General features: G+C 70.9%; 13 protein-coding genes, 1 tRNA gene and 3 pseudogenes. 10 read left to right on the forward strand and 7 right to left on the reverse strand.

Annotated elements, in window-relative coordinates; all coding sequences use genetic code 11:
- Positions 1-106: 106 nt before the first annotated feature.
- From topA to CV755_RS25080, 5 genes are all read left to right on the forward strand, one after another.
- A complete protein-coding gene (topA, locus tag CV755_RS25060; protein ID WP_109282538.1) occupies positions 107-2962 on the forward strand; it encodes a type I DNA topoisomerase in 2856 nt (951 codons plus the stop codon).
- Between the two features lie 100 nt (positions 2963-3062).
- Positions 3063-6647, forward strand: a complete 3585-nt coding sequence (gene tmk, locus CV755_RS25065) for a dTMP kinase (RefSeq protein WP_109282539.1) — start codon at positions 3063-3065, stop codon at positions 6645-6647.
- Positions 6648-6771: 124 nt separating this feature from the next.
- Positions 6772-7986, forward strand: coding sequence for a DNA polymerase III subunit delta' (locus tag CV755_RS25070; RefSeq protein ID WP_109282540.1), 1215 nt, complete (start codon positions 6772-6774; stop codon positions 7984-7986).
- Between the two features lie 230 nt (positions 7987-8216).
- Positions 8217-9788, forward strand: a complete 1572-nt coding sequence (locus CV755_RS25075; RefSeq protein ID WP_109282541.1) for an alpha/beta hydrolase — start codon at positions 8217-8219, stop codon at positions 9786-9788.
- Between the two features lie 87 nt (positions 9789-9875).
- Positions 9876-9949, forward strand: a tRNA-Thr gene (locus CV755_RS25080).
- A gap of 62 nt (positions 9950-10011) precedes the next feature.
- Here CV755_RS25080 and CV755_RS25085 read toward each other — a convergent pair.
- The 7 genes from CV755_RS25085 to CV755_RS25115 form a co-directional block, all read right to left on the reverse strand.
- The gene (locus CV755_RS25085) at positions 10012-12036 is read right to left on the reverse strand and encodes a collagenase (RefSeq protein ID WP_109282542.1); all 2025 of its coding nucleotides are present in this window, start codon (positions 12034-12036) and stop codon (positions 10012-10014) included.
- A gap of 168 nt (positions 12037-12204) precedes the next feature.
- Complete coding sequence (locus CV755_RS25090) at positions 12205-13161, reverse strand: LysR family transcriptional regulator (protein ID WP_109282543.1); 957 nt, start codon at positions 13159-13161, stop codon at positions 12205-12207.
- A 133-nt stretch (positions 13162-13294) separates the two neighbouring features.
- Positions 13295-14587: a YrhB domain-containing protein gene (locus CV755_RS25095; protein WP_161968747.1), complete on the reverse strand. Its 1293-nt coding sequence runs from the start codon at positions 14585-14587 to the stop codon at positions 13295-13297.
- Positions 14587-14892, reverse strand: coding sequence for a YrhB domain-containing protein (locus CV755_RS25100; RefSeq protein ID WP_109282545.1), 306 nt, complete (start codon positions 14890-14892; stop codon positions 14587-14589). The genes CV755_RS25095 and CV755_RS25100 overlap by 1 nt, the downstream gene beginning before the upstream one ends.
- Complete coding sequence (locus CV755_RS25105) at positions 14889-16568, reverse strand: putative T7SS-secreted protein (RefSeq protein WP_109282546.1); 1680 nt, start codon at positions 16566-16568, stop codon at positions 14889-14891. Before CV755_RS25105 ends, CV755_RS25100 begins: the two co-directional genes overlap by 4 nt.
- Complete coding sequence (locus CV755_RS25110; RefSeq protein WP_338323692.1) at positions 16568-17230, reverse strand: hypothetical protein; 663 nt, start codon at positions 17228-17230, stop codon at positions 16568-16570. Before CV755_RS25110 ends, CV755_RS25105 begins: the two co-directional genes overlap by 1 nt.
- A complete protein-coding gene (locus CV755_RS25115; RefSeq protein WP_109282547.1) occupies positions 17227-17739 on the reverse strand; it encodes a hypothetical protein in 513 nt (170 codons plus the stop codon). Before CV755_RS25115 ends, CV755_RS25110 begins: the two co-directional genes overlap by 4 nt.
- Positions 17740-18424: 685 nt before the next feature.
- On the opposite strand from CV755_RS25115, the gene CV755_RS25120 reads away from it, so the two are divergent.
- The 5 genes and pseudogenes from CV755_RS25120 to CV755_RS35430 form a co-directional block, all read left to right on the forward strand.
- On the forward strand, positions 18425-19924 hold the full coding sequence (locus CV755_RS25120; RefSeq protein ID WP_109282548.1) for an FAD-dependent monooxygenase: 1500 nt from the start codon (positions 18425-18427) through the stop codon (positions 19922-19924).
- A gap of 21 nt (positions 19925-19945) precedes the next feature.
- A pseudogene (locus tag CV755_RS25125) lies at positions 19946-20516 on the forward strand (beta-ketoacyl synthase N-terminal-like domain-containing protein); the annotation flags it as partial.
- Between the two features lie 19 nt (positions 20517-20535).
- Positions 20536-20838, forward strand: coding sequence for an acyl carrier protein (locus tag CV755_RS25130; protein ID WP_241561386.1), 303 nt, complete (start codon positions 20536-20538; stop codon positions 20836-20838).
- 10 nt (positions 20839-20848) lie between these two features.
- Positions 20849-21415 (forward strand): annotated as a pseudogene (locus tag CV755_RS25135) (SDR family NAD(P)-dependent oxidoreductase); the annotation flags it as partial.
- Positions 21416-21429: 14 nt separating this feature from the next.
- Positions 21430-21816: pseudogene (locus tag CV755_RS35430) on the forward strand (SRPBCC family protein); the annotation flags it as partial.
- Between the last annotated feature and the right edge of the window lie 10 nt (positions 21817-21826).

Raw genomic sequence — 21826 nt, forward strand, 5'->3', positions numbered from 1 at the left:
TGGCGTTGCGGGCTTCCTCCGTTTGACACGGGGGCGGGATGTACCGTCACACTCCGCAGCGTCACCGCAACTCCCGTACCGAGCGCCGACCGGAAGAAGAGCGAAGTTGTCCCCGACCAGCGAGACCGCAGACGGCGGCCGCCGACTCGTCATCGTCGAGTCGCCTGCCAAGGCGAAGACGATCAAGGGCTACCTCGGCCCCGGATACGTCGTCGAGGCGAGCGTCGGGCACATCCGTGACCTGCCGAACGGTGCGGCCGAGGTCCCGGCCAAGTACAAGGGAGAGCCCTGGGCCCGCCTCGGGGTGAATGTCGATGCCGACTTCCAGCCCATCTATGTGGTCAACGCCGACAAAAAGGACCAGGTCAAGAAGCTCAAGGGGCTGCTGGCCGAGTCCGATGAGCTCTTCCTGGCCACCGATGAGGACCGCGAGGGCGAGGCCATCGCCTGGCACCTCCAGGAGGTCCTCAAGCCCAAGGTGCCGGTCCGCCGGATGGTCTTCCACGAGATCACCAAGGACGCCATCCAGTCCGCAGTGGCCAACCCGCGCGAGCTGAACAAGAAGCTGGTGGACGCCCAGGAGACCCGGCGCATCCTGGACCGCCTCTACGGCTACGAGGTCTCCCCCGTGCTGTGGAAGAAGGTCATGCCGCGGCTGTCCGCCGGACGGGTGCAGTCGGTGGCCACCCGCCTGGTGGTGGAGCGCGAGCGGGAGCGCATCGCCTTCCGTTCCGCCGAGTACTGGGACCTCACCGGCACCTTTTCCACCGGCCGCACCGGCGACGCCTCCGACCCGGGCAGCTTCGCCGCCCGGCTGGCCTCGGTGGACGGCCGCCGGGTCGCCCAGGGCCGGGACTTCGGCTCCAATGGGCAGCTCAAGGACGCCGCCCAGGTGCTGCACCTGGACGAGGCCAACGCCCGTGCGCTGGCCGCCGCCCTGGCGGACACCGCCTTCTCGGTGCGTTCGGTGGAGTCCAAGCCCTACCGGCGCTCCCCCTACGCCCCCTTCCGCACCACCACCCTCCAGCAGGAGGCCTCGCGCAAGCTGGGCTTCGGTGCCAAGGCGACCATGCAGGTGGCCCAGAAGCTGTACGAGAACGGCTTCATCACCTATATGCGTACGGACTCCACGACCCTGTCCGACACCGCGGTCGCCGCCGCCCGGGCGCAGGTCACCCAGCTCTACGGGGCCGACTACCTGCCGGAGAAGCCGCGCACCTACGCGGGCAAGGTCAAGAACGCCCAGGAGGCGCACGAGGCGATCCGCCCCTCGGGTGATCGTTTCCGCACCCCGGCGGAGACCGGGCTCACCGGCGACCAGTTCCGGCTCTATGAGCTGATCTGGAAGCGGACCGTCGCCTCCCAGATGAAGGACGCGGTCGGCGACTCGGTCACCGTGAAGATCGGCGGCCGGGCGGCCGACGGCCGGGACGCCGAGTTCAGCGCCTCCGGCAAGACCATCACCTTCCACGGCTTCATGAAGGCCTATGTGGAGGGCGCCGACGACCCCAACGCCGAGCTGGACGACCGCGAGCGCCGGCTGCCGCAGGTCGCCGAGGGCGACGCGCTGACCGCCGAGCAGATCACCGCCGACGGCCACGCCACCAAGCCCCCGGCCCGCTACACCGAGGCGAGCCTGGTCAAGGAGCTGGAAGAGCGCGAGATCGGCCGCCCGTCCACCTACGCCTCGATCATCGGCACCATCCTGGACCGCGGCTATGTGTTCAAGAAGGGCACGGCTCTGGTCCCGTCCTTCCTGTCCTTCGCCGTGGTCAACCTGCTGGAGAAGCACTTCGGCCGGCTGGTGGACTACGACTTCACCGCCGCCATGGAGGAGGACCTGGACCGCATCGCCCGCGGTGAGGCCCAGGCCGTGCCGTGGCTGCGCCGCTTCTACTTCGGCGAGGGCCCCGAGGGCGGCGCCGCCGACGCCGGCAACGGCGACGGCGACCACCTCGGCGGCCTCAAGGAACTGGTCACCGACCTGGGCGCGATCGACGCCCGCGAGGTGTCCTCCTTCCCGGTCGGCAACGGCATCGTGCTGCGGGTGGGCCGCTACGGCCCCTATATCGAGCGCGGCGAGAAGGACACCGAGGGCCACCAGCGGGCCGATGTGCCCGGTGACCTGGCGCCGGACGAGCTGACCGTGGAGTACGCCGAGGAGCTGCTGGCCAGACCGAGCGGCGAGTTCGACCTGGGCACCGACCCGGCGACCGGCCACCAGATCGTGGCCAAGGACGGCCGCTACGGCCCCTATGTCACCGAGGTGCTGCCCGAGGGCACCCCCAAGACCGGCAAGAACGCGGTCAAGGCGCGTACCGCCTCGCTGTTCAAGTCGATGGCGCTGGACACGGTGACCCTGGAGGACGCGCTCAGGCTGATGTCGCTGCCGCGCGTGGTCGGCACCGACGCCGAAGGCGTGGAGATCACCGCGCAGAACGGCCGCTATGGCCCGTACCTGAAGAAGGGCACCGACTCGCGCTCGCTGGAGAGCGAGGACCAGATCTTCAGCATCACGCTGGAGGAGGCCCTGGCCATCTACGCCCAGCCCAAGCAGCGCGGGCGGGCCGCGGCCAAGCCGCCGCTGAAGGAGCTGGGCACCGACCCGGTCAGCGAGCGGCCGGTGGTGGTCAAGGACGGCCGCTTCGGCCCGTATGTCACCGATGGCGAGACCAACGCCACGCTGCGCCGGGACGACGACGTGGAGACCATCACCCCGGAGCGCGGCTACGAGCTGCTGGCGGAGAAGCGCGCCAAGGGCCCGGCCAAGAAGACCGCCGCCAAGAAGGCTCCGGCCAAGAAGGCGGCCGCCAAGAAGACCACGGCCAAGAAGACCGCCGCGAAGAAGACCACGGCGGCGAAGAAGACGGCGGCCAAGACCACGGCGGCCAAGAAGACCACCACCGCCAAGAAGACGGCCACCGCCAAGACCGCCGCGAAGGCCACCGCCGCGGCGGAGTAGGGCGGGAGAAACGCGGGCGGGCGGCACTCCGGATTCCGGGGTGCCGCCCGCCTTGTCGCACTGGTGACCGGTACGCGAGCGCTCCGGATAGGCTGGCAGGATGACGCGAGCCGAGCAGCCAACCGAGGTGACCTCGATGTCCGGGGCACTGGCCGCGGACTCCCGCGAGCGTGCCGTACGGGCCTTGTTGCGCACCCCCTCCCTCAAGCAGTTGTGGAGCGCACAGCTGGCGGGCGGGGTCGGTGATGCCCTGGGCCTGCTGGTGATGGTGCTGCTGGGACTGCAGGCGGCGGCCGTGGCCGGGGCCTTCGGCGGCGGCTATCGCGGGGTCGCGCTGGCCGTGGCGGCCGTGATCGGCGTCCGGCTGGTGGCCGCGCTGCTCTTCGGGGCCGTTCTGCTGGGCCCGCTCTCCTCGCTGCTCGGCGCCGGCGGCCGGCTGGACCGCCGCTGGACCATGGTCGGCGCGGACGCGGTACGGGCCCTGCTGCTGGCCGTGGCCCCGGTGTGGATCGACTTCAGCCATGACAAGGCCCTGCCGGTGCTGCTGGTCTCGGCCTTCCTGCTGGGCGTGGCCGAGCGCGTCTGGACGGCGGCCAAGGACGCCGCCGCGCCCGCGCTGCTGCCCGCCCCGCCGCCGGAGGGCGACGCGGTGCGCCCGCTGCCGGACCATCTGGACGCCCTGCGCCGGCTGTGGCTGCGTACCTCCTTTGTGGCCCTGCCGCTGGCCGCCGCGGCTCTGCTGCTGGTCACCCTGCTGGGCAAGCTGCTGGCCGTCTGGCTGGACTGGTTTGACCTGCACCAGGCGGCGCTGGGCAGCTATCTGGGCGCCGCGCTGTTCACCGCCTCCGCGGTGATCCTCTACTTCCTGCTGCTGCCCGGCGCGGAGACCGTACCCGTGCGCTCCCCGCTCCAGGGCCTGCGCCGTCCCCGGCATGGACAGCACCCGGACACCGGCCGTACCGGCGCCATCCCGGTCCTGGTCCTGGCCTGCGCGGCGGTGGCCGGGGCGATCGCCGCGGCGGCGGGAGTGGCCGTGCTGCAGGCCATGGACATGGCGGGTGGCCCGGCGGACTTCGCGCTGCTGGCGCTGGCGCTGAGCGGCGGCCCGGTGCTGGGCATCCGCGCCGCGGTCAGGGTGCTGCCCGGCTTCTCCCGGCGCCGGCTGCTGGCCCTGGCGCTGGCCCTCACCGGCCTGGCGCTGCTGGCCGCCGGTCTGGTGCCGGACGCCACCACGGTGCTGCTGCTGATGCTGCTGGCCGGGGTGGCCGCCGGAGTGGCCGCGGCCACCGGCCATCACCTGCTGGACCAGGAGACCGAGGAGGCTCGCCGGGCCCGCCTCACCGAGCATCTGCACGCCGTGGTCCGGGTGACCGTGGCACTGGGCGCGGTGGCCGCACCGGTGCTGGCCGCGGTGATCGGACCGCACCGCCTGGCCGGCGGCGGCGTGGTCTTCGCACACGGCGGCGCCGCCTTCACCCTGATGCTGATCGGCGCGCTGCTGCTGCCGGTGGCCGCGCTGGTGCTGGGCAAGACCGACGACCGGCATGGCGTGCCCGTCCACCGCGACCTGCTGGACGTGGTGCGCGGCGGCGACCCGGACCAGGCGCCCGCGAGCACCGGATTCTTCATCGCCTTCGAGGGCGGCGACGGCGCCGGCAAGTCCACCCAGGTACAGGCCATCGCCGAGTGGATCCGCGGCAAGGGCCATGAGGTGGTGGTCACCCGCGAGCCGGGTGCCACCCCCATCGGCAAGCGGCTGCGCGCCATCCTGCTGGACGTCTCCTCGGCCGGTCTCTCCGACCGGGCGGAGGCGCTGCTGTACGCGGCCGACCGGGCCGAGCATGTGGACTCCCTGGTCCGCCCGGCACTGGCCCGCGGCGCGGTGGTGATCACCGACCGCTATATCGACTCCTCCGTCGCCTACCAGGGCGCCGGACGCGACCTGTCGCCCACCGAGATCGCCCGGATCAACCGCTGGGCCACCGGCGGGCTGGTCCCCAACCTGACCGTGCTGCTGGACGTCTCCCCGGAGACCGCCCGGGAGCGCTTCACCGAGGCGCCCGACCGGCTGGAGTCCGAGCCCGCCGAGTTCCACCAGCGGGTACGGACCGGGTTCCTGACCCTGGCCGCCGCCGACCCGGCGCGCTACCTGGTGGTGGACGCCGGGCAGCAGCCGGACGAGGTCACCACCGTGGTACGGCACCACCTGGACCGGGTGCTGCCGCTCTCCGCGGCCGAGGTCAAGGCCCGCGAGGAGGCCCGTAAGGCGGCCGAGGAGGAAGCCCGCCGCAAGGCGGAGGAGGAGGCGGCGCGCAAGGCCGAGGAGGAGCGGCTGGAGCGCGAACGCCAGGAGCAGCTGGCCAGGCTGCGCGCGGAGGAAGAGGAGCGCAGGCGCCGCGAGCAGGAGGAGGCCCAGCGCCGCGAGGCCGAGCGCCAGGCCGAGGAGGCGCGCAAGCGCGCCGAGGAGACCCGCCGCCGCGTGGAGGAGGAGCGCAAGCGCCGCGAGGCGGAGGAGCGCGCCCGGGCCGCCGAGCAGGAACGGCTGCGCAAGCAGGCCGAGGAGGAGGCGCGGCTGCGCGCCGAGGCGGAGGAACGACGCCTGGAGAAGCAGCGCAAGGCGGAGGAGGCGCTGCTGCGTGCCGAGGAGGCCCGGCTGGCGGCCGAGGCGGAGGCGGCGGCTGGGGCGGGTGTTTCCGGTGCTGGTGGTGATGCCGGTGCCGGTGTTTCCGGTGCTGGGGACGCGGCCGTCGCATCCGGTTCCGCCGGGCGACCGTCGTTGCGCAAGGCGGCGCCGGAAGCAGGTCGGGAGCACGCCGACTCGGAGCGGACCGAGACCTTGCCGGTGAACCGGGCGGACGAGGGTGAACGGACCGAGGTCCTGCCGCGTCCGGGCGCGGCCGAGACGGAGGTTCTGCCGCCGGTGCGGGGCGCCGAGGCCGCCGCTGAGACGGAGGTCATGCCCTCCGTACGAGGTGCCGAGCCCGCCGCCGAGACGGAGGTTCTGCCGCCGGTACGGGGCGTGGAGCCCGCTGCCGAGACGGAGGTTCTGCCGCCGGTACGGGGCGTGGAGCCCGCTGCCGAGACGGAGGTTCTGCCGTCCGTGCGGGGCGCCGAGCCCGCCGCCGAGACCGAGGTCATGCCCTCCGTACACCGCCCGGACCCGCGCGAGCGGGCCGGTATGCGGGACACCGATGAGACCCTCACCGTGGAGACCCCGGTGGTACACCGGCGCGACCCGCGGGAGGGCCCGTGGGGCGCCGCCGCCGAGGACGAGACCACGGTGCTGCCCCCGGTACGCGGCGCCGGCCCGGCCCAGCAGCGCGTCACCTGGGGCGTGCCCTCCGGGAACGAGGCCGGGAACGCGGCCGCGAGTGACGCCGGAAAGAGCGCGGGCAAGAAGGCCGACGCGGGCGCGAAGGCCGCCGGGCCGGCGCGCCGCCCCGCCGCGCCCGCCCGCCCCGAGGACCCGGTGGAGCGGGTGCCCGACTGGCTGTTCCGCCCCGAGGACCCCAGGCAGGCTCCCGAGCCGCAGGCCCCGCGGGACGCCGCCGACGGCGACCGCACCCGGGAACTGCCGCGGGTCGAGGACCGCAAGCCGCGGCGCCGCCCGGGCTGGTCCCAGGAGGAGACCGGGGAGCAGCCCTCGCTCGCCGACGACCTCTTCGGCCGCCGCGACGAGAAGTGATCACCGGAGAAGTGATCACCGGAGAAGTGACCGCCGGGAACTGATCGCGTCCCCACTGTCAGTGGGGTGTCCCACAATGGGGGACGCGGTCGGCAGCACAGCGAGGAACGGCGGGGAGACAGCCATGGCGGTATGGGACGACCTGGTCGGTCAGGACCGGGTGATCGAGCAGCTCTCGGCCGCCGCCCGGGACGCCGACGCCCTGGTCACCGCCGAGGCGGCCGGCGAGCCTGCGGAGCTGTCCGGCTCCCGGATGACCCACGCCTGGCTGTTCACCGGCCCGCCCGGCTCCGGCCGGGCCACCGCCGCCCGGGCCTTTGCCGCCGCCCTGCAGTGCCTCAGTCCGGACCGCGCCCTGAGCGGCGCCCCCGGCTGCGGCTTCTGCGACGGCTGCCACACCGCCCTGGTCGGCACCCACGCCGATGTCGAGGTGGTCCGTACCGACCTGCTCTCCATCGGCGTCAAGGAGACCCGCGACCTGGTCCGGCGCGCCCAGCTGTCCCCGGCCGGCGGCCGCTGGCAGGTGATCGTCCTGGAGGATGCCGACCGGCTCACCGAGGGCGCGGGCAATGTCCTGCTCAAGGCGGTGGAGGAGCCCGCCCCGCGCACCGTCTGGCTGCTGTGCGCCCCCTCCCTGGAGGATGTGCTGCCCACCATCCGCTCCCGCTGCCGCTCGCTGATCCTCCGTACGCCCTCCGCCGAGGCGGTGGCCGAGGTCCTGGTCCGCCGGGATGGCATCGCCCCGGAGCTGGCGGCCCAGTGTGCCCGCGCCACCCAGGGCCATATCGGCAGGGCCCGTCGGCTGGCCACCGACGAACGGGCCCGGGCCCGGCGCGCCGCCGTGCTCCGGCTGCCGCTCCGGGTCGCCGACCTGGGCGGCTGCCTCAAGGCGGCCCAGGAGCTGATCGACGCGGCCGCCGAGGACGCCAAGCAGGTCGCCGAGGAGATCGACGCCAAGGAGACCGAGGAGCTGCGCGCCGCGCTCGGCGCCGCGGCGGGCACCGGCGGCCGGCTGCCGCGCGGCACCGCGGGCGCCATGAAGGAGCTGCAGGACAAGCAGAAGCGCCGCGCCACCCGCACCCAGCGCGACAGCCTCGACCTCGCGCTGACCGATCTCACCGGCTTCTACCGCGATGTGCTGGCCATACAGCTGGGTTCCGGGGTGCAGCTGGCCAACGCCGAGGCCCGCGAGGCGCTGGACCGTATCGCCCGCGACTCCCGGCCGGAGGCCACCCTGCGCCGGATCGAGGCGATCAGCGCCTGCCGCCGGGCGCTGGACCGCAATGTGGCCCCGCTGCTCGCCGTGGAGGCGATGACGGTGGCCCTCCGGGCCGGCTGAGCTCCGCCGCTCCGCCCGGCAGGCATCCATCCGCCCGGTAAACACAGCCGGGGGGCTGTACACCGCAGCCCGGGTGATTCTCACTCTTACGAGGCGACCTGTGGCCCCAGGGCCAGCGACCAGGGTGTCCGGCCGGATACGCTCCGTATCTCCGTATCTCTTCATCCCCGCGTTTCCGGCCTGCCACCCGCCCAGCTGCCCGCCGCCCCGCCGCACAGAGGGATCAGCCGATGGACCTCAGCCGCCTCCTCCGTACCTCCGGCACCGTGGCCGCCGCCGCGGTCCTGCTGATCTCCGCCTCCGCCGCCGGGCGCGCGACCCCCGCGGCCGCTCCCGCCCACGACCGGGACATCACCGGCGGCTACCTCGCCGGGGCGGACGCCGCACGCTCGCTCAGCCCCTACTACGGCCAGCAGCTGCGCTGGCACTCCTGCGGAAGCGGTGCCACCGGCTTCGAGTGCGCCACCATGCGGGTCCCGCTGGACTATGCGATGCCGCGCGGCGGCGAGATCAAACTGGCCCTCTCCCGCCAGAAGGCCACCGGCGCCCGCTCCCGGCGCCTGGGCTCACTGCTGGTCAACCCCGGCGGCCCGGGCGGCTCCGCGATCGACTACCTCCAGCGGTACGCCGCCAAGAACTACCCGGCGAGCGTCCGCGCCCGCTATGACCTGGTGGCCATGGACCCGCGCGGAGTGGCCAGAAGCGAGCCGGTCACCTGCCTCACCGACAGCGAGATGGACGCCTACGCCCAGGTCGAGCAGACCCCGCACAACCAGGCCGAGATCCGTCAACTGGTCGCCGCCCTCAAGAAGTTCGCGGCCGGCTGCGCCGCCCACTCGGGCCGGGTCCTGGGCCATGTCTCCACCGTGGAGGCCGCCCGTGACATGGACGTCCTGCGCGGCGTACTCGGCGACGGCAAGCTGCATTACATCGGCGCCTCCTATGGCACCTTCCTCGGCGCCACCTATGCCGGGCTCTTCCCGTCCCGGGTCGGCCGGCTGGTGCTGGACGGCGCGCTGGACCCCTCACTGAGCGCCGAGCGGGCCAACCGCGACCAGGCGGCCGGCTTCCAGACCGCCTTCGCCTCCTTCGCCCGCGACTGCGCCCGCCAGAGCGACTGCCCGCTGGGCGCCTCCGGCACCGCCGCCATGGGCGGCAGGCTCAAGTCCTTCCTCACCGGCCTGGACGCCCACCCGCTGCCCACCGCCAGGTCCCGTCCGCTCACCGAGTCCCTGGCCACCACCGGCGTGATCGCCGCCATGTACGACCAGGACGCCTGGCCCACCCTGCGCAAGGCACTCTCCCTGGCCATGGAGGGTGACGGCTCGGTACTGCTGGCGCTCTCCGACGCCTACTACGAACGCGACGCCCACGGCTCCTACAGCAACCTGATGGCCGCCAACGCCGCCGTCAACTGCCTGGATCTGCCCACCGCCTTTCACAGCCCGGATGACGTCCGCCGGGCCATTCCGGCCTTCAACAAGGTCTCCCCGGTCCTCGGCGAGAACCTGGCCTGGGGCGGCCTGAGCTGCGCCTACTGGCCCACCCACGCCACCGGCCGCGCCCACCGCATCACCGCCCGCGGCGCCGCCCCCATCCTGGTCGTGGGCACCACCCGCGACCCCGCCACCCCCTACCCCTGGGCCCGCTCCCTGGCCCACCAGCTCTCCTCCGGCCGCCTGCTGACCTACGACGGCGACGGCCACACCGCCTACACCCGAGGCAGCTCCTGCGTGGACAACGCCATCGACTCCTACCTCCTGGGCACCACCACCCCGCCCGCCGACCAGCACTGCTCCTGATCCGGCCACCGGGACCCGGTACGAAGCACCCCCGGAGCCTGTGTAAACTTGGCGAAGCTGCCGCTGCCGCTTTCGGCCCGGTGGTGTGCCGCCTTAGCTCAGTTGGCCAGAGCAACGCACTCGTAATGCGTAGGTCTCGGGTTCGAATCCCGAAGGCGGCTCGGAAAAATCCCAGGTCACGCCAAGCGCGACCTGGGATTTCCGTTTTCAGGGGCGGGCGGTCTCAGTGCCGCGGGTGCCCGTGGTTCGCGTGGGCTCCGTGTGCGGAGTTCGTCGCGTTGGCGGAGCAGGCGCCGGACGCGCACTGGTCGAGCCAGGTGTTGAAGTCGTCGTCGTAGCGGGTGCCTATGTCCGAGTTGTAGACGGCGTAGCCGCCGGTGTAGTCACCGGTCCGGAACTTGGCGAGCATCGCCTGGATGTCCTCGGGGTGCTTCTCGAACATGTATCGCACCGCCAGGTAGCCCCAGGGGTAGGTGCGGGTCACATCGCTGTTGGCGTAGGTGCTCTGCCAGAGCGTGCTCAGGGTGTAGGTGTGCTTGGCGGCCTCGGTGACCGCCTCGGTGTCGGTGATGCCGCGGTAGCTGTAGGAGACGTACTCGGCCAGGCCCTCGATCCACCAGATGTCCGGGACGGTGATCTCCTGGGCGAAGTCGCCCTTCATGTCGTACCGGCCGTCGAGGTAGTGGGTGTACTCGTGGTTGAGGTTCCATATCCGCGCCGCGAAGCCGTCGTCCGAGGGCTTCTGGTACATGATCGAGCGGGGCTGGTTGGCCGGGTCGGTGGGGTTGCCGGTGAGGGTGATGCCACCGTTGTCGGTGTCAACGCCGAATATCGCGCCCGCATAGGTCTGGTAGTCGCCGCGGCTGGCGAAGACCACCAGCTGAACGGTGTCCTCGTACTGGCCGGGGATCGAGCCGTTGTCGTTGACCAGGCCGTGGAAGTACCCGTCCTGCTTCTGGAGACTGTCGCAAGTGGCGGCCAGGTCATCGGAGTTGAGGGCCTGGGCGCGGATGGTGCGGGTGTCGTCGCAGGTGTAGGTGATGGGGAGGGCGGCCGAGGTCAGCCGGTCGGTGAGGTTGCAGGTGTTGTAGTACGAGCAGTCGTCCTTGTCGTTGGAGTCGGCCAGCTGGGCCACGCCGACCCAGAGCGGGGCGGTGGGGCCGGTGATGGACGAGGCGTCCAGCAGGCCCTTCATCAGCGGCCGCACCTTGTCCTGGAGCGCGGGGTGCTGGATGAAGCGGGCCATTTCGATGCCGGCGTTGGAGTCCAGGAAGGAGTTGTCGCCACCCAGCAGCCCGAGGTGGTCGCGGGCGAAGGAGTAGAGGGTGTCGAGAATGCCGGGGTCGGCCGTGACCGCCTGTACGAAAGCGGGGTTCTGGTGGCCTCGGAACAGCGGCGTATAGACGTTGTTGACCGCTTTGACCATGGCCGGGTACGCGTCGTACGAACTGTCATAGGCGTTCAGCAGCCGCTGGTAGGTGCCGAGATAGCGGGCCTGTTCGTCGGCGCTGTCGGTGAGGGTGATCGCCTCGCCGATGACCTCGCCGTTGGCCTGGCTGACGTCCATGAAGTGCGGGTTGGCGACAAAGGTGTCCAGGGCGCCCTCGATGACGGTGGACAGGGCCGCGCCGTAACTCCCGGTGTCGGCGGGGTGGTTGTACTGGACGTAGTAGCCGGCGCGCAGGAAGACCACCAGTTGCTGGATGTTGGTCGAGTTGTCGCCGGGATAGTTCGCCGCGGCGCTCTGGAAGGCGTTGGCGATGGTCACCATCTGGGCTTCGCGGAACACGTTGTACGCATCGGAACCGCTGACGCCGTACAGGGTGTTGACACAGTCGGTGGTCGAGGACTGGACGAAGTCGACCAGATCGGAGCCGCTGCGGGAGGCGAAGTCCGCCGGGGTGCAGGAGGGCTCATGGGACCGTGCGGGTCTGTTCTTCTTCGCCGCCGCGCCGCTGTTGTGGGTGGTCGCCGGTGCGCTGTGCGGGCGGAGCCGGGTGGGGGCGAGTGGGGTGCGCTGCACCGCGGGACGGTCCGAAGCGGTGGTGGACGGACCGGTGGGCGGCAGCTTCGCGGCTTTGCTTCCGGTTGCCGCCCTGGATGGTTTGGGGGGTTTTATGGATTTTGTTGCTTTGGCGGGGGCCGTCGGGCCGGGTGCCGCCAGAGCCGGGGTGGCCAGGAGGCCGGTGATGGTGGCGAAGGCCGCCATGGAGACGGCCAGGGATCTCAGTGGGGGGTATCGGCGCATCACAACTCCCTCGTACCTATGCGCCTCGCAGGGATGAGCCGGGTACTGACTCGTCAGTCAGGAACCTGGCATGCGGAGGACTCTCCCACCGTTTCCCGTGACAGACCATGGATGGAGGGACAGCACAATCAACGGCCGGGCCACAACATCCCTATGCCGGAAGGGCGGTTAGGAACCGGTCGCTCCGCAGCCACCTGACGCCCATGCCTGGAAATGCGGTGCCCGCTCGATGAGTTCGCGATAGGACTCGGTGGCGGAGCGGAAGAGTGTCTCCGCGACCTCGGACGACAGCCCCTCGCGCCGCCAGGCGAGCAGATAGCGGCACCACAGCGGGGTGCCGGTCAGCGGCTTGACCAGCACCCCGGGGATGGGCCGGATGGTCGCCTGCACCAGGGAGATGCCCAGGCCCTCGGAGATCATGTGCTGCAACTGCAGCCGGTCGCCCAGGAAGTGATGGACCGCGGCCGGGGTGAATCCGGCCGAGGCACAGGCCGCGTAGAAGACCCCCGGCCATCCGGCGCCATCGTCCGGGGTCACAAACCACGCCTCGTCGGCCAGGTCGAGGAGCGCGATCTCCGTGCGGTGCTTGAGCCGGTGGTGAGCCGGCAGGGCGACGAACGACGGCTCGCTGACGATCCCCCGGTGTGCCACGGCATCGGAATGCGCCAGCTCCATGCCGGGGTAGTCCACGGCGATGGCGGCGTCCAGCTCGTTGTTCTCCAGCAGTTCCACGATCTCCGAGGAAGCGTAGACGCTGCTGACGGTCAGCGTGAGCTCCGGCAGCCGGCCGCGGATCCGGGCCACCATCCCGGGGAGCACAGGGGAGTTGGTGGCGGCCAGCCGCAGCACCTGACGTGCCATCGGGCGCATGGCCGGTCTTCGTCCGATGGCGGCGGCGCGGTCCAGGACGTCCCGCGCCTGGGCCAGGACCTCGGCGCCGTACGGGGTCGGCTCCACGCCCGATGCCTTGCGCTCGAAGAGCGGCTCGCCGAAGTCGCGCTCGACCCGCTGCAATTGGGCGCTGATCGCCTGCTGTGAATAGCCGAGAACCCTGGCCGCCCGGCCCAGCGATCCGGCGTCGGCTATCGCACAGAGCACCCGCAGGTGCCGCAGTTCCAGGTCCATCCTCTTCCTCCGCCTGCCTCCGCCGTTGTGCGCTGCGGGTGCCGCGGAGTGCGGTGCCGCCGCGGTACCGCGCCCGGCGCCGGGACGCGCCGGGCCGCCCCGGTGGGTACGACCGCCGAAGGCGCGGTCGCCCTCAGCGGTACCGGATCACATGCAACCGCTCGACCCCCGTCATGTCGAGCGATGCCGGCTCGCCCGAGGCGCCGTCCACCAGGACGGTGCCCTGCTCCGTCCGGAGGGCGATCACCAGCCACCCCACCGCTTCCCGGCCGCGGCCGTCGGTGCGGCGTACCCAGGTCACGGCGCGCGCTCCGGTGGGGAGGGCGGCGAGGGCGCCCAACGCCCCTTGCCAGTCGGGGTGTTCGGAGACGGACATGACCGGGCCCAGCTCGGCAAGGGTCGGCGCGAACCAGGGGGCCCGGCCGGGCGCGGGCGGAGCGGGCATACCGGGCGAACCGGGAGTTTCTCCCGCGTCCCAGCGGGCGAGCCAGTTCCAGGGGTCGGCGTTGGGCAGTCCGAAGGGCGCGGTCTCATCCTTGGGGACGACGACCGTGGCGTCCAGCATGGCGTCCTGCCAGTGGCCGTCCCGCAGAAACCGCTTGGTGTTACAGGAGAAGACCCAGCCGCGCCGGGTCTCGTCCTGGGCGGTGGGCGCGGCCAGTTCGACCTGGCCCCGGTAGGCGTCGTCCAGCCAGAGCCGGGCCTTGGCGACCGCGGAGCCGAAGTCCCCCGCCGCCCGCTCCCATGGGGGACGGGCCCCGGCTCCGGGCAGGGCGCGCAGCAGGACCAGCTCGCGCACCCCGGAGGCGTCGAGCCGGGCCAGCGACGAGGTCAGTCCGTCCAGCAGGACCACCTGGCCCTTGTTGTTGTGCGCGTAGAGCAGATTGCCGGTGGCCTCCTGGCCGCCTATCTCGCGCCGCACCCACACCACGCCCCGGGTGTCCGGCCCCGGCTCCGCCACCGCCTTGATCACATCGTCCCAGTCGCCCGCCGGGACCTGCCCGAACTCGGGGAAGTAGCGCCGGTGCAGCCGTTTCCACCAGCCCGGGGCCTCATCCGACGGGCGCCAGGGCAGCGGCACGGATGGCGCTCCGCCGATCGCGGAGTGCAGGGCGACCAGGCAGCCCCGGGCATTGATGCGCCGGTCCTGCCCCTGGGCCCTGGCGGCCGCCTCCTGCGGCGGAACCGGCTCCAGGTCCGCGAGCGGCGCACTCGGCGCCGGGTGGAAGGGGGAGCCGCCGCCCTTGGGGACGACCACGGAGGCGGCGAGCATGGGCGTCGCCGGATAGCCGGGCTGGGGGAGGGGCCGGCAGGCGAACAGCCAGGCCGTCGCCGTCTCGTACACGGGCTGCGCGGTGGCCGGTTCGACCAGGCCGCCGTAGGTGGAGTGCAGCCAGGCCGCGGCTTGTTGCTGGGGGTTGGTCATCAACGGTCCTTTGTCCAGGGCCATTTGCGCTTGCCGCGCTGCTTCATGTACTCCTCCGTCGGCGGGAAGGTCGGAGCGAAATGTGCCGGCGTTCCGTCGTGCGGGGCCACGACGACCGAACTGAACGGGGCCTTTGTGGGGTCTCCGGTTTCCAGGTGCTCCTTGAAGTCGAAGCGCACGGTCCACCCGTAACGGAACCTGACCGCGGTTTCGGGCAGCATCACAATGGAATCCGGACGGTCCGGGTAGGCCGTGGTCCGCAGGAAATGGGCGGCCGCCGCCACCGCCTCTTCTCTGGTGATCATTTGAGGACTCCATTTCGATACGGAATATGCCCGATCGATGAGACGTTCTTCTCCAGCATGCCGAGTTGTCCGCTCTGGCCGTCCAGAAAGACCACGCCATGCCGGGTGTTGACGGCATTGAAAACATGTGCCGTGCCGTTCGGGCGGCTGATGTAGACGACGCTGCGCGATCCCTCTCCCCGGGCTTTGAGATCGCGCACGATGTCATCGTAGTTGTTGACCATGTTGTAGTGGCCCTTGGGGTAGTTGTGCAGCCCGAGTTGCTCCGGCGGGACATGGTCGGGTGAGAGCTTGGGGGCGGCGCTGACCTCTATGCCGTCCAGCCGGCGGTCCACCGCGACCACATTGTGGCTGCAGTTGTCCACATATCCCGGCTTTCCCGTGTTGTTGACGTCCTTGAGCCAGGGATATTCCTCGTCCAGGAATTTCCTGGCCTTTCGGCCCTTCACCGAGTCGAAGTGGATGGCCTCTTCCTTGACATGCTTGGTGGAGCGCGCCAGCTTGCTCCACTTGCTCGCCCCGGCCGCCGCCTGTTCCGCCGCCCCCTCCTCGATCCCCCGGGCCAGGGCCCCCCGGGCGAGCCCGGCGCCCTTGGTGCCGAGGAGCTCGGGGATGAGGCGGCCGGCGAACTCGGAGGGGTCCTTCTCAAAGCCGTCCACCATGGCCTTGAGCGCCCGCTCGGGGTGGGCCGCGGTGGAGACCAGGCCGGAGAGCGTGGTCGAGACGCCCTGGAGGTACTCGGCCGGGTGGGTCAGGTTGTACGGATCCATGGGGTCGAGGCCGCGCACAAAGTTGACCAGCCCCGCAGTGCCCTTGACGACCCCGCCGGCGACATGGGTCAGCTCCAGATTGACGGCCTCATAGCCGTCGGTGAGGTCATGGCCGAACCGGGAGAGGGGCGGCGGCTCGGCCGGGGCGTGTGCCAGGGCGGCCTTGACCTTGTCCCTGGCCTCCGCGGCCGCGGTGTTGCGCTGCTTCCGGGCGGCGGCGAGCTTCTCCCGGGCCGCCTTGATGTCCTCCCGGCCGGGGTCATGGAACGGCTCGGGCACCGGACCGGGGTCCTGATTCTCCTTGACCTTGGCGTTATAGGCGTCAATGCGCTTGTTGTAGGCCTTGATGGCGTCCTCGGATGCCTTCTTGCCCTTTTTGTAGAGCTCGATGGCCGCCTTGGCCTCGTCCTGCGCCCATTTCACGGTGTGCGCATAGGTCTCCAGCGCACCGCCGGCCGTTTCGCAGGCGTCGGCCGCGTGCAGCCACTTCACCGGGTGGGCGCCGAACTTCTCGCGGAAGGCGTCACCGCCCATGCCCTTCCAGCCCGAGGTGTCCACCTTCTTCATGCCGGTGCCGACCTTGTCGAAGGCGGTGAAGAAGTCCTTGAGGTGCTTGGCGGTCTGCTGGATGTTGTGCGGGTTGCCATGAACCAGGTCATTGGGGTGGTCGGACTCGCCGAGCTGCTGTTCGCCGGGGGTGGCGCCGAGATCGGAGGCGACCTCGTCGCCCCAGTGGTCCACGGCATGGGCCGCGTCGTGCAGACCCACCATGTCCAGGCCGTCGCCGACCCGGTGCGCACCCCAGTCGATGCCCTCGCCGACCAGCTTCTCGCCCTGGTGCCAGCCGTCCTCAAGCTTGCCGAGGCCCTTGTTGAGCCCGCCCTTGATGTCCCCGAGGATGCCCATCAGCCCTCATCCCCGCCCTGCTGGGTACGGGCGCGCTCCTCGGGCGAGGGGCCGAAGTTGTCGTCCAGCATCTTGTTGTACTGAGCGTCCGAGATCCCGAAGGCGCTGTGCAGGTTCTCCGGGTTGAGGCCCATCGGGCCCACGGTGTGCGAGGTCATCACATCCCGGCCGGCGTCCTTCCAGCCCTGGACGCTGTTGTCATAGGCCTGCTCAAAGGATTTCTCGCTGTAGTCCGCGTGCAGGGACTGGCCGGCGATGTCGCCCCAGCCCTGCTGGGTGACCTGGTCCTCCGAGGCATGCGGATTGCCGACGACCGAGTTCAGCCCGATCTTGAGTGAGCCCTCCACATATTTGTCGGTCTCGTAGTACGTGCCGGCCGAGATGCCCGTCTTCTTCGCCAGGGCATTGCCTTCGTTGATCAGCGAACGCACTCCCCACTCCCACCGCTCGCAGAAGGAGTGGAACTCGTCCGTCAGGCCCTCGTGCCCCAGGTCGAGGCCCGACAGCTCCAGTTCGCTGAAGCCGCGGCCCGCGCCCGCCATGCCGACCATGCCGAGATCCTTCAGCTCGGCCAGCGCCATGGTCAGGCCCTTGGCGATATCGGCCATGCCGCCCGTGTCCAGGCCGTCCGTGCCCCCGTGCGCTCCGGCGCCCCCGCTCACCACCGTGTCTCCTCCCCGTTGGTGACGCGCCCGTCACCCATGAAGCCTCTGTTCACCGCGTAACTGTCCGGAACGATCCCGGCCACCGGCGGGAGAAGCAGCGCCTGCTGTGGGCCGTCGGCCGCGTCCAGGGCCACCCCGCAGGGCACTCCCGCCGCCGGAACGGCCGCTTCCAGCAGCCGCGCCCCGAGCACCGTCTGGTAGGTCCACTCCCGGTGGCCCTCTTCCCGCGCCAGTGCGTAACGGGCCAGCGCCGCCTCGTCGGAGAAGGCCAGGATCCAGCGCACCCCGCCGAAATCGGCGGTCAGCCAGCCGTCATCCCGGTAAGGGACGAGCACGGCCGTGGCCCGGAACGCCGCCAGGCGTGCGGTGAACTCCTGCCGCCGGGCCTCCACTTCGGCCCCCGGAGCCTGTCGGCCCTCGCTCCGTGGCGAAGACGTCATTTCCGTGTATTCGGCGATTTTTGAGCGCTGCACCGGCGCCTTCCCGCCGCCCCCGTTGTCGTTCATCGGATCTACCCTGGCATACCTCCGGGCCTGCCCTGTCCGGGGGTAACACTCCTGGAACCGGGCCCAGTTGTCCGGTTGCCGAGCGTGCCGCACCGGTGCGCACAGTAACCGGAACATCTTTTTCCAGAACCTCTTGCCTCGGGGACGAAGCAGGCGCAAACTGGCAAATACACCAGCCAACCGGTGAGAGCCGCACCGTCGGTGGAGACGTTCATCGGCGAGTGACCCCCATCTCGGCGACTGGCTAGGCCCCCGGAAGGGCACATATCGAGGACCAGGGTTGTCAGCGACGACTGACGGCTCGCGGAATCGGTATGGAGCGCCGGGGGCTGTGTTTTGCCCGGGGGCGGCTACAAAGCGCGATCGGGCGGACACCCGGCGAAGTGGCGGCCGGAGTTGACAAGGGTTTGACATAAGCCTGTTGGGGCCTTGTCAGACGGCCGTTGGCACCGGAATCCCGGCCGAAGAAGCTGATTACCAGTTTCCGCAGCACTGTATCGATGCACCGATGTGCGTCCGGCCGGCCGCGTTGTGAAGCGGCCGCTTCGTATGCCGCTCCTCCGCGGGGACCGCGCGCATTCGACGCGGAATCACTGTGTCACCGAGGGACACCACAGGGTGATTCCCCGTGTTTCGCGCTGCGTTGATCTCACCTATGCCTTCCGACTCCCCCGAGGAGAGGTAGATGGATGCTCCAGTCGATGCTTCAGTCATAGTCGCCGGTGCGGGCCCGGCCGGTCTTACGCTCGCCTCGGAACTGCGGCTGGCGGGGGTCGATGTCATCGTCCTGGAACGCCTGCCGCGGCCGACCGGGGAGTCGCGCGGGCTGGGATTCACCACCCGCACCATGGAGGTGTTCGACCAGCGCGGACTGCTGCCCCGGCTGGGCGAGATGGGCACCAGCAACGCCGGTCGTTTCGGCGGCCTGCCAGTGGACTTCGGGGTGCTGGACAGTGTGCACCAGGCGGCCAAGACGGTGCCCCAGTCGGTCACCGAGGCCATGCTGGAGGAATGGGCGCGCGAACTGGGCGCGGATATCCGGCGCGGATATGAACTGTTGGGGATCCGCGATACGGGCGAGGTGGTGGAGGCCGAGGTCGGCGGGCCGGACGGAGATGAATTCCAGCTCACCGCCCCGTACTTGGTGGGCTGTGACGGCGGACGCAGCACGGTCCGCAAGGCGGCCGGATTCCAATTCCCGGGCACCGCGGCCACGATGGAGATGTTCCTGGCCGATATCCGGGGTGTGGAGCTCAAGCCACGGCTGATCGGCGAGACCCTGCCCGGCGGCATGGTGATGGCCGGGCCGCTGGGGGACGGCGGCTGGACCAGGATCATCGTCTGTGAGCATGGCGCCGAGCCCCGGCGGCGTACCGAACCGCCCTCCTTCCAGGAGGCGGCCGCCGCCTGGGAGCGGATCACCGGTATCGACATCTCGCGTGCCGAGGCCGGCTGGGTCAGTGCCTTCGGGGACGCCACCCGCCAGGTCACCGAGTACCGCCGGGGCCGGGTGCTGCTGGCCGGTGACGCCGCGCATATCCATCTGCCGGCCGGCGGCCAGGGCATGAACACCGGCATCCAGGACGCGGTCAACCTCGGCTGGAAGCTGGCCGCGGTGGTACGCGGCACCGCCCACCCGGAGCTGCTGGACACCTATCACGGCGAGCGGTACCCGGTCGGTGAGCGGCTGATGCTCAATACCAAGGCCCAGGGCCTGCTCTTCCGCAGCGGCCCGGAGATCCAGCCGCTGCGCGCTGTGCTCGCCGAGCTGATCCGCTATGAGGAGGTCAGCCGCCATCTCGCGGGCATGGTCAGCGGGTTGGAGATCCGCTATGACGTCGGACCGGGCAGCCATCCGCTGCTGGGCCGCCGGATGCCGCATCTGGAGCTGGTCGGCGAGCGGCGCAAGACCAGCAGCACCGAACTGCTGCACCCGGCGCGCGGGGTGCTGCTGGACCTGGAGGACAACAGCCGGCTGCGCAACAGGGCGGCGGGCTGGTCGGACCGGATCGACCTGGTGACCGCCGCCCCGCACGGCCTCACCCAGGACAGCCCGCTGTGGGGCACCCCGGCCGTCCTGGTGCGCCCGGACGGGCATCTGGCCTGGGCCGCCCCGGGCAGCCACCACGACCTGCCGATGGCGCTGGACCGCTGGTTCGGCCCGTCCCGCTTCCAGCGCGCCTGAACAGCGGCCGTGCCTGGCAGGGAGCTCAAGGCGCTCTGGAGCCAGGGCAGTCGCTATGTCAGCGCCTACCAGTCCTTCGCCTGGTTCTATGCGGTCAACAGCGGTCAGATCTCCATCCGCAACGGGCTGCGCGGCCCCTTCGACGCCGCGGCCTCGGGCCATGTGCCGGGCGAGGGCGGCGCCTTGCTGGTGCTGGAGGAGCTGGACGCCGCCCGGAGGCGCGGCGCCCGGCGAGATCGATGTGGTGTTCGCCGACGCGGCCGCCGTCCCGGAGCTGGACCGGATCGAGGCCGGGGCGATCAACGCGGTGTTCGGCGCCCGCTCCGTCCCGGTGACGGTGCCCAAGACGATGACCGGACGGCTCAACTCCGGTGCCGCGCCGCTGGTTCTGGCCACCGCGCTGCTGGCCATCCGGGATGGCGTCATTCCGCTGTCCATCGGCATCGCCCCCGCCGAGGACTACCGGCTCGACCTGGTCACCGGGCGGCCGCGTACCGCACCGGTGCGCTCCGCCCTGGTGGTGGCCAGGGGCCAGGGCGGCTTCAACTCCGCACTGGTGGTACGGGCGCCGGGCGCCGGCGAAGCCGCGTAGCCGTAAGCACGAGCAACCCATGAGCACCGAGGAAAGGACCGCCATGCCTGGTCATGAGTTCTCCGAGTTCTCCCTGGAAGACCTCAGGCGCATCCTGCGCGAGGGAGCCGGTACCGACGAGGCTGTCGATCTGGACGGCGACATCCTGGACAGCGACTTCGCCGAACTCGGCTATGAGTCGCCGGCGTTGCTGGAGACCGCCGGACGGATAGAGCGCGAGTTCGGCGTCACCCTGGACGACGACCTGCTCACCGAGATCCGCACCCCGCGTGCGCTGATCGAGGTGGTCAACTCCTCGCTGATGCCCGCCCGGGCGCGCTGAGCCACCACTTGTCGCCCAGGCGGTGGAGCGCTTCGGCACCATCGACGTACTGGTCAACAACGCGGGCCGCAGTGGCGGCGGGGTCACCGCCGACATCACGGACGAGCTCTGGCTCGACGTGATCAACACCAATCTCAACAGCGTCTTCCTGATGACCCGCGAGGTGCTCAACGCCGGCGGGATGCGCCACAAGGACCGTGGCCGGATCATCAATATCGCGTCCACGGCGGGCAAGCAGGGTGTGGTGCTGGGGGCGCCGTACTCGGCGTCCAAGCATGGGGTGGTGGGTTTCACCAAGGCGCTGGGCAATGAGCTGGCGCCGACCGGGATCACGGTGAACGCGGTGTGCCCGGGGTATGTGGAGACGCCGATGGCGCAGCGGGTGCGGGCCGGTTACGCGGCCGCGTATGAGACCTCCGAGGACGCGATCCTGGAGAAGTTCCAGGCGAAGATCCCGCTGGGGCGTTACTCCACGCCCGAGGAGGTGGCCGGGCTGGTCGGCTATCCGGCCTCGGACACTGCCGCTTCCATCACCTCGCAGGCGCTCAACGTCTGCGGCGACCTGGGCAACTTCTGAGGGGAGCACGGGACATGACCATGCGAGAGGTTGAGCACGAGATCACCGTGCGGGCCCCGGCCCGGGAGGTGTACCGGCTGATCGCCGAGGTGGAGAACTGGCCGCTGATCTTCCCGCCGAGTGTGTATGTGGAGCAGGAGCCGCTGGGGGAGGGGGAGTCGGGGATCCGGCTGCTGCACGACTAACGGGCCATTGACGACGACCCGGAGAAGCCGGCCTCGATCGACGAGGCCGTGGACCGCAACTCCCGCTCCGAACTGGCCTCGCTCAAGGACAATGTGGAACGGGTCGCCGGCCGGGCGGAGTTGACGCTCTCCTTCACCGACAGTGTGACCATCAAGGGCTCCGCCAAGGACGTCTGGGTGAGTGCCGGACACATCGCCCGGCTGTGGCGTATCCCACCCGGCAGCG

The sequence above is a fragment of the Streptomyces orinoci genome, from assembly GCF_003121295.1.
Classification (GTDB): Bacteria; Actinomycetota; Actinomycetes; order Streptomycetales; family Streptomycetaceae; genus Streptomyces; species Streptomyces orinoci.

Bases quoted from the DNA above. Each gene is read 5' to 3' on its own strand.
- tmk (WP_109282539.1), top strand. From the start codon at position 3,063: ATGACGCGAGCCGAGCAGCCAACCGAGGTGACCTCGATGTCCGGGGCA.
- CV755_RS25070 (WP_109282540.1), top strand. From the start codon at position 6,772: ATGGCGGTATGGGACGACCTGGTCGGTCAGGACCGGGTGATCGAGCAG.
- CV755_RS25075 (WP_109282541.1), top strand. From the start codon at position 8,217: ATGGACCTCAGCCGCCTCCTCCGTACCTCCGGCACCGTGGCCGCCGCC.
- CV755_RS25085 (WP_109282542.1), bottom strand. From the start codon at position 12,036: ATGCGCCGATACCCCCCACTGAGATCCCTGGCCGTCTCCATGGCGGCC.
- CV755_RS25090 (WP_109282543.1), bottom strand. From the start codon at position 13,161: ATGGACCTGGAACTGCGGCACCTGCGGGTGCTCTGTGCGATAGCCGAC.
- CV755_RS25095 (WP_161968747.1), bottom strand. From the start codon at position 14,587: ATGACCAACCCCCAGCAACAAGCCGCGGCCTGGCTGCACTCCACCTAC.
- CV755_RS25100 (WP_109282545.1), bottom strand. From the start codon at position 14,892: ATGATCACCAGAGAAGAGGCGGTGGCGGCGGCCGCCCATTTCCTGCGG.
- CV755_RS25105 (WP_109282546.1), bottom strand. From the start codon at position 16,568: ATGGGCATCCTCGGGGACATCAAGGGCGGGCTCAACAAGGGCCTCGGC.
- CV755_RS25115 (WP_109282547.1), bottom strand. From the start codon at position 17,739: ATGAACGACAACGGGGGCGGCGGGAAGGCGCCGGTGCAGCGCTCAAAA.
- CV755_RS25120 (WP_109282548.1), top strand. From the start codon at position 18,425: ATGGATGCTCCAGTCGATGCTTCAGTCATAGTCGCCGGTGCGGGCCCG.
- CV755_RS25130 (WP_241561386.1), top strand. From the start codon at position 20,536: ATGAGCACCGAGGAAAGGACCGCCATGCCTGGTCATGAGTTCTCCGAG.